Source organism: Phenylobacterium sp. (assembly GCF_025351295.1).
In the GTDB taxonomy this organism is placed as follows: Bacteria; Pseudomonadota; Alphaproteobacteria; order Caulobacterales; family Caulobacteraceae; genus Phenylobacterium.
On record NZ_JANXWD010000045.1, the window covers coordinates 1 to 14,159 of the forward strand.

14 protein-coding genes and 2 tRNA genes are annotated in these 14,159 nt (G+C 71.4%); 4 read left to right on the top strand and 12 right to left on the bottom strand.

The window, feature by feature from the left end:
* Positions 1–260: 260 nt before the first annotated feature.
* The 4 genes from Q0R13_RS07110 to Q0R13_RS07125 all read right to left on the bottom strand — a co-directional run bounded on the left by Q0R13_RS07110 (position 261) and on the right by Q0R13_RS07125 (position 3,264).
* Positions 261–337, bottom strand: a tRNA-Arg gene (locus tag Q0R13_RS07110).
* Positions 338–725: 388 nt separating this feature from the next.
* Positions 726–802: transfer RNA gene (locus Q0R13_RS07115), tRNA-Arg, on the bottom strand.
* A gap of 95 nt (positions 803–897) precedes the next feature.
* Entirely contained in the window at positions 898–2,163 is a 1,266-nt protein-coding gene (locus Q0R13_RS07120; RefSeq protein ID WP_293901583.1) for a hypothetical protein, read from the bottom strand.
* 66 nt (positions 2,164–2,229) lie between these two features.
* The gene (locus Q0R13_RS07125; protein ID WP_293901586.1) at positions 2,230–3,264 is read right to left on the bottom strand and encodes a P1 family peptidase; all 1,035 of its coding nucleotides are present in this window, start codon (positions 3,262–3,264) and stop codon (positions 2,230–2,232) included.
* 85 nt (positions 3,265–3,349) lie between these two features.
* Between Q0R13_RS07125 and Q0R13_RS07130 the strand changes: the two genes are divergently transcribed.
* Complete coding sequence (locus Q0R13_RS07130) at positions 3,350–5,080, top strand: gamma-glutamyltransferase family protein (RefSeq protein ID WP_293901589.1); 1,731 nt, start codon at positions 3,350–3,352, stop codon at positions 5,078–5,080.
* A gap of 66 nt (positions 5,081–5,146) precedes the next feature.
* Here the strand turns inward: Q0R13_RS07130 and Q0R13_RS07135 are convergent, their stop codons facing one another.
* From Q0R13_RS07135 to Q0R13_RS07150, 4 genes are read right to left on the bottom strand one after another with little or no spacing between them, the layout of a single operon-like run.
* Positions 5,147–6,622 carry a HAMP domain-containing sensor histidine kinase gene (locus tag Q0R13_RS07135; RefSeq protein ID WP_293901591.1) on the bottom strand — a complete coding sequence of 492 codons (1,476 nt, stop codon included), beginning with the start codon at positions 6,620–6,622 and terminating at the stop codon, positions 5,147–5,149.
* Between the two features lie 60 nt (positions 6,623–6,682).
* Positions 6,683–7,726, bottom strand: coding sequence for a quinone-dependent dihydroorotate dehydrogenase (locus Q0R13_RS07140; RefSeq protein ID WP_293901593.1), 1,044 nt, complete (start codon positions 7,724–7,726; stop codon positions 6,683–6,685).
* Positions 7,723–8,061 carry a DUF952 domain-containing protein gene (locus Q0R13_RS07145; RefSeq protein WP_293901596.1) on the bottom strand — a complete coding sequence of 113 codons (339 nt, stop codon included), beginning with the start codon at positions 8,059–8,061 and terminating at the stop codon, positions 7,723–7,725. Before Q0R13_RS07145 ends, Q0R13_RS07140 begins: the two co-directional genes overlap by 4 nt.
* Before the next feature lie 3 nt (positions 8,062–8,064).
* The gene (locus Q0R13_RS07150; protein WP_293901597.1) at positions 8,065–8,556 is read right to left on the bottom strand and encodes a histidine phosphatase family protein; all 492 of its coding nucleotides are present in this window, start codon (positions 8,554–8,556) and stop codon (positions 8,065–8,067) included.
* An 89-nt stretch (positions 8,557–8,645) separates the two neighbouring features.
* On the opposite strand from Q0R13_RS07150, the gene Q0R13_RS07155 reads away from it, so the two are divergent.
* Positions 8,646–9,803: a homoserine O-acetyltransferase gene (locus Q0R13_RS07155; RefSeq protein ID WP_293901599.1), complete on the top strand. Its 1,158-nt coding sequence runs from the start codon at positions 8,646–8,648 to the stop codon at positions 9,801–9,803.
* Complete coding sequence (metW, locus tag Q0R13_RS07160; protein ID WP_293901602.1) at positions 9,800–10,453, top strand: methionine biosynthesis protein MetW; 654 nt, start codon at positions 9,800–9,802, stop codon at positions 10,451–10,453. Before Q0R13_RS07155 ends, metW begins: the two co-directional genes overlap by 4 nt.
* 146 nt (positions 10,454–10,599) lie before the next feature.
* Here metW and Q0R13_RS07165 read toward each other — a convergent pair whose 3' ends face one another.
* The gene (locus tag Q0R13_RS07165) at positions 10,600–10,944 is read right to left on the bottom strand and encodes a P-II family nitrogen regulator (RefSeq protein WP_293901604.1); all 345 of its coding nucleotides are present in this window, start codon (positions 10,942–10,944) and stop codon (positions 10,600–10,602) included.
* A gap of 39 nt (positions 10,945–10,983) precedes the next feature.
* Positions 10,984–11,772, bottom strand: a complete 789-nt coding sequence (locus tag Q0R13_RS07170) for a class I SAM-dependent methyltransferase (RefSeq protein WP_293901606.1) — start codon at positions 11,770–11,772, stop codon at positions 10,984–10,986.
* Positions 11,773–11,845: 73 nt separating this feature from the next.
* Between Q0R13_RS07170 and gloB the strand changes: the two genes are divergently transcribed.
* Positions 11,846–12,607 carry a hydroxyacylglutathione hydrolase gene (gene gloB / locus Q0R13_RS07175; RefSeq protein WP_293901608.1) on the top strand — a complete coding sequence of 254 codons (762 nt, stop codon included), beginning with the start codon at positions 11,846–11,848 and terminating at the stop codon, positions 12,605–12,607.
* A gap of 6 nt (positions 12,608–12,613) precedes the next feature.
* Here the strand turns inward: gloB and Q0R13_RS07180 are convergent, their stop codons facing one another.
* Both Q0R13_RS07180 and phbB read right to left on the bottom strand, forming a co-directional pair.
* Positions 12,614–13,366, bottom strand: coding sequence for a DUF4908 domain-containing protein (locus Q0R13_RS07180; RefSeq protein ID WP_293901611.1), 753 nt, complete (start codon positions 13,364–13,366; stop codon positions 12,614–12,616).
* 67 nt (positions 13,367–13,433) lie between these two features.
* On the bottom strand, positions 13,434–14,159 hold the full coding sequence (gene phbB / locus Q0R13_RS07185; RefSeq protein ID WP_293901614.1) for an acetoacetyl-CoA reductase: 726 nt from the start codon (positions 14,157–14,159) through the stop codon (positions 13,434–13,436).

Genomic DNA, 14,159 nt, shown 5'->3' on the forward strand with positions numbered 1-14,159 from the left:
GCGCCGACACCACGAGGATCGCCTGCGGCGCCTCTCAACTGATTGAGCCCGCAGGCCTGAACAGCCCCCGGGCGCCCCACTGCACCTCGGAGACTGTCGCCCCTCCGAACACCGCACTTCGACATTTTCTGCCTCAGGTCCACGAGGCTCAGAAACCTCTGTTAAGGCCGCTTGGCGGTTGCAGTTTGGGTGCAGTAGCGACGCAGTTCAAGCATCCGCCGACGATGGTCAGCAGATGCATCTGAAAAGACAAAGAGAAATGGCGCACCCGACACGATTCGAACGTGTGACCTTTGCCTTCGGAGGAACGAACGGCACTGCCAGTTCTGCCAACTGCCCCCTAGGCAGGCAAGCCGACCCGCACAGCAAAAGCGGCCAAGATCAGAGCGACGACGAAGGCAATCACTATCGATGCCACCACAACGGGCCGCCGCCTGACGCGGCTGGACCGGCTGCTCTGAAGAATCTGGATCACCATCTCGTAAGTATGCGCTTGCTCGGCGCCAATCGGTAGGCTCACGCCGAACGATACGCGCTTGTCAGACGGCCCAGCTACGCTCGAACGGGAGTGTCCGCGCCACAGTTTGACCCTGCTTACTCCCGCCAACGCCCAAAATGACGCTACTTTTCGTCGAAAACCCCGGAGTAAACCCCGGAGTAAACGACGAGCGCTGAAGCTCGCGATGGAGCTCCATCGGAAAATTCACTGATTTTCTTGAAGAAAATGGCGCGCCCGGAACGATTCGAACGTCCGACCCTCAGATTCGTAGTCTGATGCTCTATCCAGCTGAGCTACGGGCGCGCAGGGCCTTTCGGCAAGGGCGCGGAACCTAGTCGCGGGCGGGCGGGAGCGCAAGACCCCTGCCGGTGGATTTTCCCGCCCCGGTCCGCCGCCGCTCAGCGGGGGAACGGCAGGCCGGGCAGGCCCTTGAGGATGTCGGTTGCCCGGGGCTTGCGGGGCGGCTGGCCGGGTTGCGGCTGGGCCGCGCCCGGCGGCGGTTCATAGCCGCCGCGGCCGCCGCCGGACGGCATGGCCATGCCCAGCAGCGCGCCGGTGGCGGAGCGGTAGCGGACCTTGACCGCCCACTGCTGGTTCCAGACCGCCTTGGGGTCGGCGGGCCGGGGCGGATAGACGAAGTTGGCCTCGCCGCCATAGGCCGCCAGCTGCACCAGGCCCTGGGGCATGGCGTCCAGCACCTCCTTGGGCACGGCGCAGGTCCTGGTGGCCGGCCCCATCAGGGCCCGGGAGGCGACCAGGCGGTTGATGTCGCCCTGGCTGAGGTAGTCTGGCATGGCGAAGGCGGCGGACTGGGTCTCGGAGGAGGTCCACATCACCACCGTGTCCTGGCCGCCGCCCAGGGCCGTCGCCAGATAGGCCTGGGCGTTGCCGACCAGGTTCCAGCCCAGGTTGACCCAGCCGCCGGGCGCCTTGGCGTTGGTGGTCAGGTTGAGCGGGCCCAGGAAGTCCTGGTCCTCCTCCAGGGTGAAGCTGATCTGCGGGCTGTAGTTGCCCTTGATGGTGTGCTGGCCGACCAGGGATCCGTTCGACGGGACCTGGGTCTTGGTGCGCTCGTTGGGCCAGTCGCCATAGGTCTTGTTGCGGTAGGCCGAGGGCGGCTGCATCGGGCGGACGTCGAGGCCCTTGAAGGCCGCCATGGCGGCGGCGGGGTTGCCGGCGCTCAGCGTGGCGAAGTCGATCACCACCGGCTGGCCGGGCCGGGCGTGCTCGCCGCAGCCCCAGAAGATCAGCATCTTGCCGCGCGGCTTCTGGAACTCGCGCGGGATGTCGCTGGGGCCGTGTTCCACCGGCGGGGTGGAGACCGGCCTGGGCGTCACCAGCGGCAGGTCGGGGCCGGCGCCCAGGCCCTGGGGCGGCAGGTGGTCGGCGGCCGGCGCGGGGTTGGTCTGGCTGGAGCCCAGTTGCAGGGTCAGGCTCTTGTTGGCCGCGCCGCCGCCGCCGCCCATCATGGCGCGCATCATCGCCCCGGCGTCCGGGCGTCCGCCGCCGCCCGCGCCGGGCATGCCGAAGCCGGTCTGGGTGGCCGCGCTCATCCAGTAGACCGCGATGGGGCCCGTGATCCTGGGCCCCGCCGGCTGTGCGCCGGCCACCGAGGCGATGGCGGCGACGCCCGCAACCAGCGCGAACCTGCGACCCGGACCCATGAAACCCTCCCGAACTGAACCGGGGCGGAGGCTAGCAGCGGCCTCGGCAAGCCGAAAGGCGCCTGTTCAGGCCGGAAGGTCCCGCCAGCAAGGGATGGACGCCTGCGGCCACGGCCGGGCTTCGAAGACCGCACGCGCCACCGCCCGGGCCAGGGTGTCGGCGGCCAAGGCCCCCAGCCGCGCCAGGACGAAGTCCGCCGCTTCGCCCAGCGGCCGGCGGCCGGTGGCGAGCGCGAAGACCACGTCGCCGTCGAACGGCGCGTGCACGGGGCGGATGGCGCGGGCCAGGCCGTCCTGGGCCATGATGGCGAGGCGCCGGGCCTGGGCCGGGGTCAGGATGGCGTCGGTGGCCACGCAGGCGATGGTGGTGTTGCGCGGCTCGTCCGGGCGCTTGGCCGCGCCCCACTGGTCGGGGCCGGCGAGGAGACCTGCGGACCCCAGGCCGCCGAACTCGCCGTCCAGCTCAAAGGGCGACGCCCAGAACGTCCGGCCGCGCCCGCCCGGACCCGGGGCGATCACCGAGCCCCAGCTGTTCACCGCCACGATGGCGCCCACGGTGAAGCCATCGTCGGTGACCACCGAGGCCGAGCCGATCCCGCCCTTCAGCGCGCCCGCCATCGCCCCGCACCCGGCGCCGACCGTGCCCTGGGCGATGTCCAGCCCGGCCGCCGCGACGGCCGCCCGCCCCAGTTCGCGATAGGGCGGCGCCTCGCCCCAGGCCTTGTCGCCGCCATTGGCCATGTCGAACAGGATCGCGCCCGGGACCACCGGCGAGGGCGGGATGCCGGCGACAAGGCCGTAGCCGCGGCCCCGCGCGCCCAACCAGGCGACCACCCCGTCCGCCGCCGCCAGCCCATAGACCGAGCCGCCGGAGAGCACGACCGCGTCCACGGCGTCGACCAGGTTTTCGGGCGCGAGCGCGTCGGTCTCCCGCGTGCCCGGCGCCCCGCCGCGCACGTCGACGGCGCAGACGGATCGCTCGTCCGGCAGGATCACAGTGACGCCGCTGCGGACCGCCAGGTCCTGCGCCTGCCCAACCCTTAGGCCGGGGACGTCGGTGATGGCGTTGCGGGGGCCTGGACCTGGGCGCTTTCCATCCATAGGAGGGACGTCGCACGACCGGGCGTTTGTTGTCCACGCGGCCCTGCCGCTATGGTCCCGCCGCCCCCAGGAGCCAGCCCCGCCCGTGAAGTTCCAGTCCTCGTTCGTCCCGCTCGCGCTCGCCGCGGTCCTGTCCGCCTGCGCCCTGCCGCAGGACGCCGCCGCCCGGCCGCGCGCGGCGGCCTCGGGGATGGTCGCGCCTCAGTCTAAGGGCATGGTCGCCGCGGCCAATCCGCTGGCGGTGGAGGCGGGGCTGAAGGTGCTGCGGGCCGGCGGTACGGCCGTCGACGCGGCGGTGGCGGTGCAGGCGACGCTGGGGCTGGTGGAGCCGCAAAGCTCGGGCCTCGGCGGCGGCGCCTTCCTGACCTACTACGACGCCAGGACCCAGGCCGTGACCGCCTACAACGGCCGCGAGACCGCGCCGATGGGCGCGACCGACAAATGGTTCTACGGCGCCGACGGCAAGCTGCTGGACCGGGTCACCGCGATGCTCTCGGGCCGCTCGACCGGCGTGCCGGGCGCCATCGCCATGCTCAGCCTGGCCCAGTCGCAGCACGGCAAACTGGCCTGGAAGGACCTGTTCGGCGAAGCCGCACGGCTGGCCGACGGCGGCTTCCCGGTCCCCGGCCGGATGGCCGCCGCCGCCGCCAGCCGCGCGCCCCAGGCCGGCGCGCCCGACGCCGTCGCCTATTTCACCAAGCCCGACGGGACCAGGGTGAAGGCCGGCGATATCATGACCAATCCGGCCTATGCGGCGACGATCCGCCGGGTGGCCGCGGAGGGGCCGAAGGCGCTGCTGGAAGGCTCGATCGCCCAGGCCATCGTCGCCAGGGTCCACGAAGGCGACAACCCCAGCACCCTGACCCTGGCCGACCTCAAGGCCTACCGGCCCCAGGTGAAGCCGGGCCTCTGCCGGCCTTATCGGGTCTACATCGTCTGCATGCCGCCGGCCCCGTCGGGCGGACCGGCGGTGCTGGAGGCCCTGGGCCTGCTCGAGCACACCGCCATCGCCGATCACCGCAACGACGTCGAGGGCTGGTACCTGTTCAGCCAGGCCAGCCGGCTGATGTATGCCGACCGCGACCGCTACATGGGTGACCCCGACTTCGTGGCCGTGCCGGTCGAGGGGCTGCTGGACCCGGCGTATTTGGCGCAGCGGGCCAAGCTGATCGGGCCCACCGCCGATCCGGCCGCGCTCACGCCCGGCAAGCCCAGGGGCGCCGGCGTCCGCGCCCCGGACCGCACCCAGGAGCCGGGCGGCACCACCCACATGGTCATCGTCGACCGGTGGGGGAACGCGGTCTCGATGACCACGACCGTCGAGAGCACCTTCGGCTCGGGACGGATGGTGGGCGGCTTCTTCCTCAACAACCAGCTGACCGACTTCTCCTTCCCGCCCACCGAGCGCGACGGGGCGCCGGCCGCCAATGCCGTGGGTCCGGGCAAGCGGCCGCGCTCATCCATGGCGCCGGCCATCGTGCTGGACCGCCAGCACCGGTTCGTCGCCGCCCTGGGCTCGCCGGGCGGACCCTCGATCCTGGCCTACAACCTCAAGGCCCTGGTCGGCGTGCTGGACTGGAAGCTGCCGATGCAGCAGGCGCTGGCCCTGCCCAACATGATCGCCGGCGGGACTTTCTACGCCGCCGAGATCGACAAGTTCTCGCCGGAGGTGACGGCAGGCCTGGCCGCCAAGGGCGTGAAACTGAGCGCCGGCTTCGGCGCCGAGGGCTCGGGCCTGCACGGCATCGAGGTCACCCCCCAGGGCCTGCGCGGCGGCGCCGACCCCCGCCGCGAAGGCGTGGCCAGGGCGCCTTAGACGCCGCTGGCATCCGGTCTCGCGGCCGACGCTTCTCCTCACCCGCAGCGGGAGGAGAGGGTCGTCCTAGACCTCGCTGGAGGCTTTCCGGGCGCGGGGCGCGGGGCCGGGGGCGCCGGGGAGGCGGAGCTCGAACACCGTGCCCTCCTGGCCGGTCACCGACAGGGTCAGGTCGCCGCCGTGGCCTTGGGCCAGTTCGCGGGCGATCGCGAGGCCGAGGCCCGTGGAATCCGGCCGCCCTGAGCCGGCGAAGGGCTGGAACAGCCGCTCGCGGATGCGCTCGGGGACGCCGGGGCCGTTGTCGGAGATGCGGATCAGGCTGGAGCCGCCGGCCGCCTCCAGCGAGACCTCGATGCGCCCGGTCCGATCGCCCTGATGCTCGATCGCCTGGCGGGCGTTGCGCAGCAGGTTGACCAGGATGCGGTGCAGCTGGTCCGGATCGGCGATCACCTGGTCGGTGGTGGCCACCTTGGACGCCAGCTTGACCCCGGCGTCGGTCAGCCGCGCCTCGGCGGCGGCCTCCTTGATCGCCTCGCCCAGGCGCACGGTCTGGGTCTCGGGCATGGCCTCCTGGGTCTTGCCGTAGACCAGCACGTCGGCGGCCAGCTTCACGGCGCGATTCAGGGCCCGTTCGAGGCGCGGCAGGGCCTGGCTGACCTTGGGATCTTTCGACGCGGCCAACCGCTCGGAGGCCAGCTGGGCGCTGGTGAGCATGTTCTTCAGGTCGTGGTTGATCTTGGCCACCGCTTCGCCCAGCGCCGCCAGGCGGGCTCTTGAGTTCAGCGCCGTGCGCAGGTCGCCCTGCATGCGGCCCAGCTCCGCCTCGGCGCGGCCGATCTCGTCGCGGCGGCCCGAGAGCTGGATGCGCGCCTCCGGATCGTCCGGGTCGGCGCGGAACCGCTCCATGGAGAAAGTGATCCGCTGCATCGGGCGCACCAGGAACAGGTTGAGCGCCAGATAGACGATCAGCCCGGCCAGGGACGACACCCCGGCCACGATCGCCACCAGTCGCCACAGATAGCTGGCCAGCGCCTTCTTAAGCTCGGTGTCGGTGGCGACGAACTCGATGAAGTCGGCCTGCCGGAAGCGCGGCTCGGCCATCACTCGCACCCGGTCGCCCGGACCGAACAGGGTCTGGAACGGGGCGAACAGGCCCAGGCCCGCCGCCCGGCTGCGCAGGTCCACCAGATAGGGGGCGCGGGGCGGCCTGGCCTTGGCGAACACCAGCCGGCGCACGCCGTCGTTGGAGACCGCCACGATCTCCACGCCGGCGCCTTCCAGCAGCTGGCTCTTCAGCTGTTCGGACACCACCCGATCCGGCGCCACCTCGGCGGCCAGCGACGCCAGTTCGGCGGCCCGCACCCGGTCCAGCAGCCACTGCTTCTCGTACGAGGCCATGGCCGGCGGGATGGCCAGCGTCCCGCCCAGGGCGGCGAACACCACGGTCAGCACCAGCAGGCGCGCGGACAGCCCACCGGGCCAGAAGAGGCGGCGGCGGCGGGTCCTTGCGGCAGGTTCGCTCGGCGTGGAGGCGTCCGCCATCGTCCTTCCGGGTTAATGCAGCCGGCCCGCCCCGGCAACGCGAGGCGTCGAACAGCGCGGCTATCTTGCCCCGACCGCCTCGCTGACGGAACGGAAACCGTCGGCGCGCAACCGCTGGGCCAGGTCGCGCTTGATCCGCACCGCCAGGCCCGGACCCTCGAACGCCAGGGCCGAGTAGAGCTGCACCGCACAGGCCCCCGCGCGGAGCTTCGCATAGGCGTCGGCCCCGGAGCCTACGCCGCCGGCCCCGACCAGGACGAACCGGCCCGCCGAGGCCGCCGCGAACCGCCGCAGCATCTGCGTCGAGAGATCGAGCAGCGGAGCGCCCGACAGGCCGCCGGTCTCCTCGCGATGCGCCGAGGCCAGGGCCGGCCGGCTGATCGTGGTGTTCGAGACGATGACGCCGGCCAGGCCGTGCGCGGCCACCGTGTCGGCAATGGCCTCGACCTCGCCGTCTTCCAGGTCCGGCGCGACCTTCAGAAACACTGGCGCGCGGCCGGCCGCCGGCAAGGCCGTGGCCGCCTCGACGATCCGGCCCAGCAGCTCGTCCAGCGCCGCCTTGGTCTGCAGGGCGCGCAGGCCGGGCGTGTTGGGCGAGGAGACGTTGATCGTCACGTAGGACGCCAGACCCCACAGCCGCGTCAGGCCGATGACGTAGTCGCCGATCCGGTCGGCGGACTGCTTGTTCGCCCCGACATTGGCTCCGATCACGCCCGGCCCACGCCGCGCCAGCCGGGCGGCGAAGGCCTCCAGGCCCTGGTTGTTGAACCCCATCCGGTTGATCACCGCCCGGTCCTCGGTCAGCCGGAACAGCCGCGGGCGCGGGTTGCCGGCCTGGGCCAGGGGCGTGACCGTGCCACACTCCACGAAGCCGAAGCCGGCCCGCAGCATCGGCCCGAACACCTCGGCGTTCTTGTCGAACCCCGGCGCCAGGCCGACCGGGTTGGGCAGGCTGAGGCCGGCCAGCTCGGTCACCAGGATCGGATCGTCCGCCGGCCCGCGCGGGCCCAGGCCCAGCTTCAGGCCGGCGATGGCGGCGCTGTGGGCGTCCTCGGGATCGAGGCCGTGCAGGGCGCGGGTAGCCAGGCCGTGCAGGTCGTTCATGCGGGCAGGCGAACCTGCGGGATCGCCTGGGCGTCCAGCGCCGCCGGGTGGACCGCGCGCACCCGATCCGCCGACAGGGCGCCGTAGAGATGCGGGAACAGGTCGCCGCCGCGCGACGGCTCCCACTTGAGCGCCGCGCCCAGGTCGTCGCCCTCGACCTCCAGCACCACCAGATCGGCCTGGCCGGCGAAATGGCGCCGCGCGGTCTCGTGGGCCTGGGCGGCGGTGGAGAAGTGGATGTAGCCGTCCTGGCGGTCGACCGCGGAGCCCTCGAACCGGCCAGCCGCCTGGGCCGCCGTCCATTCGCCGCGCGGCAGGATCTTGTAGATCCTCACCGCTCAGCGCTCGGGGAAGAACAGGCCATCGAAGTGCGGCAGCCCGTTGTCGTCGATCAGAAATATCGCCGCCGTCGCGGTCGGGAAGTTGCGCTGGGCGCGGGCCACCAGGCTCGAGGGCGCATGGCCCTCCTGCAGCAGCATCACCACCAGCTCCTGCAGGCCTGGATTGTGGCCCACGATCATGACGGTGGCGTGGTCCTTCAGGGCCTTCTCGGCCTCCCGCCGGATGGCGCCCGAATCGGCGTGGTAGAGGTCGTCGTCGAACCGCGTCTCGACACCCGGGAAGGCCGCGCTGGCCGCCTCCCAGGTGCCCCGGGCGCGGGCCGCCGGCGAGACCAGCGCGACGTCGGGCCGAAAGCCCATGTCGGCCAGGCGCACGCCCATGTCGGTCGACTCCATGACGCCCAGCGACGCCAGCCGCCGGTCGAAGTCTTCACCGGTTTCGGAATCCGGTTCGGCCTTGCCGTGTCGCAGGAGGATCAGACGATCCATGGATGCTCCCTAACCCATTACCTCCATAGCCTAGGTGCGCCCGGCTGCAAGCCATTGACACCGGTAGGGCGAGGCGGTCCAAGGCGGCCATGACGGCACAGGCCCCTATCACCGTGGGCATCGAGACCGGCGGCGGGACCTGGCGGTTCCCGGCGGACCGTCCGCTGCGGCTTGATTCGGGCGCCTCGCTGGCCCCGCTCGAGGTCGCCTACAAGACCTACGGCAAGCTGAACGCCGAGAAGACCAACGCGGTGCTGGTGTGCCACGCCCTGACCGGCGACCAGCATGTGGCCTCCAACCACCCGATGACCGGCAAGCCCGGCTGGTGGAGCCTGTTCGTCGGCCCCGGCCTGCCGCTCGACACCGACCGCTATTTCGTCATCGGGACCAATGTGATCGGCGGCTGCATGGGCTCGACCGGCCCGGCCTCGATCGATCCCGCCACCGGCGAGGCCTATGGCCTGAAGTTTCCGGTGATCACCATCGCCGACATGGTCCGCGCCCAGGCGATGCTGATCGAGGCGTTGGGGATCGAGACGCTGTTCGCCGCGGTCGGCGGCTCCATGGGCGGCATGCAGGTGCTGCAGTGGGCGGCGGACTATCCGGGCAAGCTGTTCTCGGCGGTGTGCATCGCCGCCGCCGCGCGGCATTCGGCGCAGAACATCGCCTTCGACGAGGTGGGCCGCCAGGCGGTGATGGCCGATCCCAACTGGTGCGGCGGGGCCTATCTCAAGGCCGGGGTGCGCCCTGAGAAGGGCCTGGCCGTGGCGCGGATGGCCGCCCACGTCACCTACCTCTCCGAGGCCGCCCTGCAGCGCAAGTTCGGCCGCGAACTGCGCCACGACGGCCTCAGCTGGGGGTTCGACGCCGACTTCCAGGTGGAGAGCTACCTGCGCCACCAGGGGACCAGCTTCGTCGACCGCTTCGACGCCAACTCCTACCTCTACATCACCCGCGCCCTGGACTATTTCGACCTGGCCGCGGCGCACGGCGGCGTCCTGGCCGCGGCCTTCGTGCCGGCCCGCAAGGTCAAGTTCTGCGTGCTGTCGTTCTCGTCCGACTGGCTCTATCCCACGGTCGAGAGCCGCGACATCGTCCGCGCGCTGAACGGCGCCGGCTGCCGCGCCAGCTTCGCCGAGATCCAGACCGACAAGGGCCACGACGCCTTCTTCCTGGACGAGCCGGTGCTGGACCAGACCCTGCGCGGGTTCCTGGCCGCCCAGGCCCAGGCGCGGGGCCTGGCGTGAGCGGTATCCGGGAAGATTTCGCCGAAATCCTGAAGCTCGTGCGGCCCGGCGCCCGGGTGCTGGACGTCGGCTGCGGCGAGGGCGAGCTGCTGGAGCTGCTGACCCGCGAGAAGGCGGTAGACGGCCAGGGCCTGGAGATCAGCCCCGAGGGGGTCACAGCCTGCCTGGGCCGCGGCCTGGCCGTGGTGCAGGGCGACGGCGACCGCGACCTGGACCACTTCCCGACCCGGGCCTTCGACTACGCGATCCTGTCGAAGACCCTGCAGCAGATGCGCGAACCGCGGCATGTGCTATCCGAACTGCTGCGCATCGCCGAGCAGGCGGTGGTCTCAGTGCCGAACTTCGGCCACTGGAAGGTCCGCTGGGCCCTGGTCAGCCGCGGCCGCATGCCCGAGACCGGCGCCCTGCCCGAACCCTGGTGGTCGACGCCGAATATCCACCTGTGCACCCTGCGCGACTTCGTGGGCCTCTGTGACGCCCTGGAGCTGCGCATCGACGCCTGCGCCTCCCTGGCCGAAGGCAGGCCCGCCCGCCCCATCGACCCGCGCCAGCCCCTGGAGAACTGGCGCGCCGAGACGGCCCTGTTCCTCCTGAGCCGCAAAGCCGAGCCGCAGCCGGTGATGCTGCAGGGCGGATTGTTCGGGGAGTAGCCATCCCTCCTCTTTAGGGAAGGGACAGACCGCGAAGCGGTCAGGGTGGGGAAGTCGCGATCCTCCGCAGCGTCCAGTTTCGGCCCACACTTCCCCACCCGGCTCGCCTTCGACGAGCTGTCCCTCCCCATGAAGGGGAGGGAAAATCAGCCCGCGATCGCGGCGGCGTCCTGTTCGCCGGTGCGGATTCGGAGCGCGCTTTCCAGGTCGAGCACGAAGATCTTGCCGTCGCCGATCTTGTTGGTGTTGGCAGTGGTCTGCACCGCCTCGATCACCGCGGCGACGATGTCGTCGGGCACCGCGATCTCCAGCTTCACCTTGGGCAGCAGCTTCACCTCGTATTCGGCGCCCCGGTAGACCTCGGTCTTGCCGCGCTGGCGGCCATAGCCGCGCACCTCGGTGACCGTGAGCCCCGACGCTCCCGCCTGGGTGACCGCGTCCAGGACCGCGTCCAGGCGACTGGGCTTGATGACTGCGATGATCAGTTTCATGCCATGCGCCTCCCGGTTCGAATCCGACTCTTCCGACAGCTAAGACCTTCGCCGGGGCGGCGCCAAGCGCTGTCGCAGCGTGCGCTCACCTGGGGCGCGGGTCACGGGGGCGGTTCCGGGGGCTGGGAGCAGCACCGGACGGGCCACCCGCAGGCGCGCGCGGTGGCCCTGTGGCTTGACGGCGAAGGTCTGTTTCGTCGCCTCCATCATCAGCAGGCCGGCGAAACCGGGCCACAGCCGCGAGCCCGCCTGCTCGAATCCCTCCGCCCAGCCGGCCATCCAGCCGACCGGCGGCACATAGAGCGCCCGGGTCCAGCCCGATGGCTCCAGCTCCGCCTCGCGCATCAGCTCGACCAGCTGGGCGCGGGTGTAGGGCCGGCCGTGGCCGAAGGGGGTCCGCTCGGTATTGGCCCAGAGGCCGTTACGCGAAGCGACCGTCAGGATCGCCCGGCCGGACGGCGCCAGCACCCGCCACACCTCGCGCAGGAAACCCACGGGATCGGCGCTCTCTTCCAGGCCGTGGACCACCAGGATGCGGTCGAACAGGGCGTTGGGGAACGGCAGGCCGTCCTCGGGCGTCAGGGTGGCCAGGTTGGCCCCGCCGGCCGGCCAGACCTCCACGCCCTGCTGCGCCGGCATGGCCGCCACCACGCGGCGCGCGCGCTCGCGGAACGGGCCGATGAACGGGGTCGCATAGCCCAGGGCCAGGATGTCCAGCCCGTGGCCGTCGTCCCAGGCCTCCATCAGCTTGCGCTCCACCATGGCGCGCGCCGCCCGCCCCAGGGTGGAGGCGTAGAACTGGCGAAGCTCAAGGACGTCGCGGCGCATAGCCGGTGGCTATGCTCGACGCGGCCGGCCGACCAGCCTAAATCGTCGCCTGGCTGTTGTTGGGAGTTCCGCCATGCCGCTGACCGTGCACCAGTTCGCCTGTCTCTCCGACAACTATGGCTTCCTGATCCGCGACGAGGCCAGCGGGATGACCGCCTGCATCGACACCCCGGATTCCGGGGCGATCCTGCGCGAACTGGACGATCTGGGCTGGGACCTGGACATGATCCTCAACACCCACTGGCACCCCGACCACGCCGGCGGCAACGCCGACATCAAGCTCATCACGGGCTGCACCATCGTCGGCCCGCCCGAGGTCACCCGCATCGGGCCGCTGGACCGCGAGGTGGATGGCGGCGACACGGTCGAGCTGGGCGAGACCACCTTCCAGGTGATCGAGAGCGGCGGCCACACCCTGGGCCACATCGCCTTCTTCGACGCCGCCGACCGGGTCGCCTTCGTCGGCGACACCCTGTTCGCCCTGGGTTGCGGGCGGCTGTTCGAGGGCACGCCGGAGCAGATGTGGACCAGCCTCCAGCGCCTGGCCGCCCTGCCCGACGACACCAAGGTCTACTGCGCCCACGAATACACCGCTTCCAACGCCCGCTTCGCGCTGTCGGTGGATGACAGCGCCGCGCTGAGAGGCCGGGCCGAGGCGGTGTTCGCGGCCCGCGAGCGGGGCGAGTGGACGGTGCCCACCAGCATCGGCCTGGAGAAGGCCACCAACCCGTTCCTGCGCGCCCCGGCGCTGGCGGCGCGGGTCGGCGCGGCCGGCGAGCCGGACGCCCGCGCCTTCGCCGCCGTGCGCGCGGCGAAGGATGTGTTCAAGGGTTAGGTCCGCCTAACTGCCGATGCGCAGCGCCTTGCTGATCCGGTCCGAGGACGGCCGGCCGGCTAGGCCCTGGGTGGGGGCCACCACGATCCGCATCACGTCCTTGACGATCGCGACCGAGCACTTCTTGCCCTCCATGAACTGCACCTTGCCGACCCGGGCCAGCAGGGCGCGGCCGCCGTCCGCGCCGGCCAGCCGCAGATAGGCCAGGCTCACCAGGGTCGCGGCGTCGGCGATCAGGGCCGCCGAGGCGGGCGTCGCCTCGGCCTCGAACACCACCGGATGGTGCGCCGCGCGGCCCGAGCGTACGCTGGCCTGGAGCATCCGCTCGGCCAGCGCCTGGGGGCTGAGCGCCAGCATCCGCAGCGGCTGGGCGGCGCCGGCCAGCGACACGGCCTCGCCGCTGGGGCGTTCGTCGGAGAACAGGGTGAAGCCACCCAGGCGGGTGGCCCGCAGCACCGGCTCGCCCATGTCGTTGCGATAGACCACGTCGCCGCGCGGCGCGGGGCTGGGCACCAGCACCCAGACCTCCGGGCTGTCCTCGAACTTGATCATCGGCGCCGGCTGGGTGCGGTCCAGCACGAACGCCCGGCCCTCCTCGGAGACGTAGCGGGCCAGCGGCATGCCGGAGGGCTCGCCGCCGCGATGCCGGAACAGGCTGTCGCGCAGCCGGTCGGTCACCCCGGCGCTCGCGGGCTGGGTTGCGGCGAAGGCCGCCGCGCACAGCAGCGCCGCGCTTAGAGCCCTCCTCGACGCCGTCAACCTGCCTATCATGCCAGGTGAGCAGATGCCGGTTGATCGGGGCGCTTTTTGGACGTTGGCAGGGCCTTCACCCGACCAGGTATTGGCCGCCGTTCAGTGAAAGCGTGGTGCCCGTCACATAACCCGCCCGTTCGCCGGCCAGAAAGGAGACCGTGTCGGCGATCTCGTCGCCGCGTCCCAGCCGCCCGACCGGGATCTGGCCGATGATGCCGGCCAGCACCTTTTCCGGCACCGCCTGGACCATTTCGGTGTCGATGTAGCCGGGAGCGACGCAGTTCACCGTGACGCCCTTCTTGGCGTTCTCCAGCGCCAGCGCCTTGGTGAAGCCGATGACGCCAGCCTTGGCGGCGGAATAGTTGGTCTGACCCACCTGGCCCTTCTGGCCGTTGATCGAGGAGATGTTGATCACCCGGCCCCACTCACGCTCGCGCATGCCCTCGATCACCTGGCGGGTCATGTTGAACAGCGAGTCCATGTTGACCCGGATCACCTCGCTCCACTGCTCGGAGCTCATGCGGTGGAAGACACCGTCGCGGGTGATGCCGGCGTTGTTGACCAGGATGTCGATGGGCCCAAGCTCCTTCTCCACCGCCTCGGTGGCATGCTTGCAGTCCATGAAGTTGCCGACGTTGCCCTTGACCACCATGATCCCGAGGCTCTTGGCGCACTCGGCGGCGGCCTCGTCGTTGCCGGAATACCCGGCGGCCACCTTGACCCCGTCGGCCTTCAGCCGCTCGACGATCGCCCGACCGATGCCACGGGTACCCCCCGTGACCAGCGCAACCCTGGCCAT

What these genes read in the sequence shown, in the direction of transcription:
- Q0R13_RS07120 (WP_293901583.1), bottom strand. Translation starts at nt 2,163, where the DNA reads ATGGGTCCGGGTCGCAGGTTCGCGCTGGTTGCGGGCGTCGCCGCCATC.
- Q0R13_RS07125 (WP_293901586.1), bottom strand. Translation starts at nt 3,264, where the DNA reads ATGGATGGAAAGCGCCCAGGTCCAGGCCCCCGCAACGCCATCACCGAC.
- Q0R13_RS07135 (WP_293901591.1), bottom strand. Translation starts at nt 6,622, where the DNA reads ATGGCGGACGCCTCCACGCCGAGCGAACCTGCCGCAAGGACCCGCCGC.
- Q0R13_RS07140 (WP_293901593.1), bottom strand. Translation starts at nt 7,726, where the DNA reads ATGAACGACCTGCACGGCCTGGCTACCCGCGCCCTGCACGGCCTCGAT.
- Q0R13_RS07150 (WP_293901597.1), bottom strand. Translation starts at nt 8,556, where the DNA reads ATGGATCGTCTGATCCTCCTGCGACACGGCAAGGCCGAACCGGATTCC.
- Q0R13_RS07155 (WP_293901599.1), top strand. Translation starts at nt 8,646, where the DNA reads ATGACGGCACAGGCCCCTATCACCGTGGGCATCGAGACCGGCGGCGGG.
- Q0R13_RS07165 (WP_293901604.1), bottom strand. Translation starts at nt 10,944, where the DNA reads ATGAAACTGATCATCGCAGTCATCAAGCCCAGTCGCCTGGACGCGGTC.
- Q0R13_RS07170 (WP_293901606.1), bottom strand. Translation starts at nt 11,772, where the DNA reads ATGCGCCGCGACGTCCTTGAGCTTCGCCAGTTCTACGCCTCCACCCTG.
- gloB (WP_293901608.1), top strand. Translation starts at nt 11,846, where the DNA reads ATGCCGCTGACCGTGCACCAGTTCGCCTGTCTCTCCGACAACTATGGC.
- phbB (WP_293901614.1), bottom strand. Translation starts at nt 14,159, where the DNA reads ATGGCCAGGGTTGCGCTGGTCACGGGGGGTACCCGTGGCATCGGTCGG.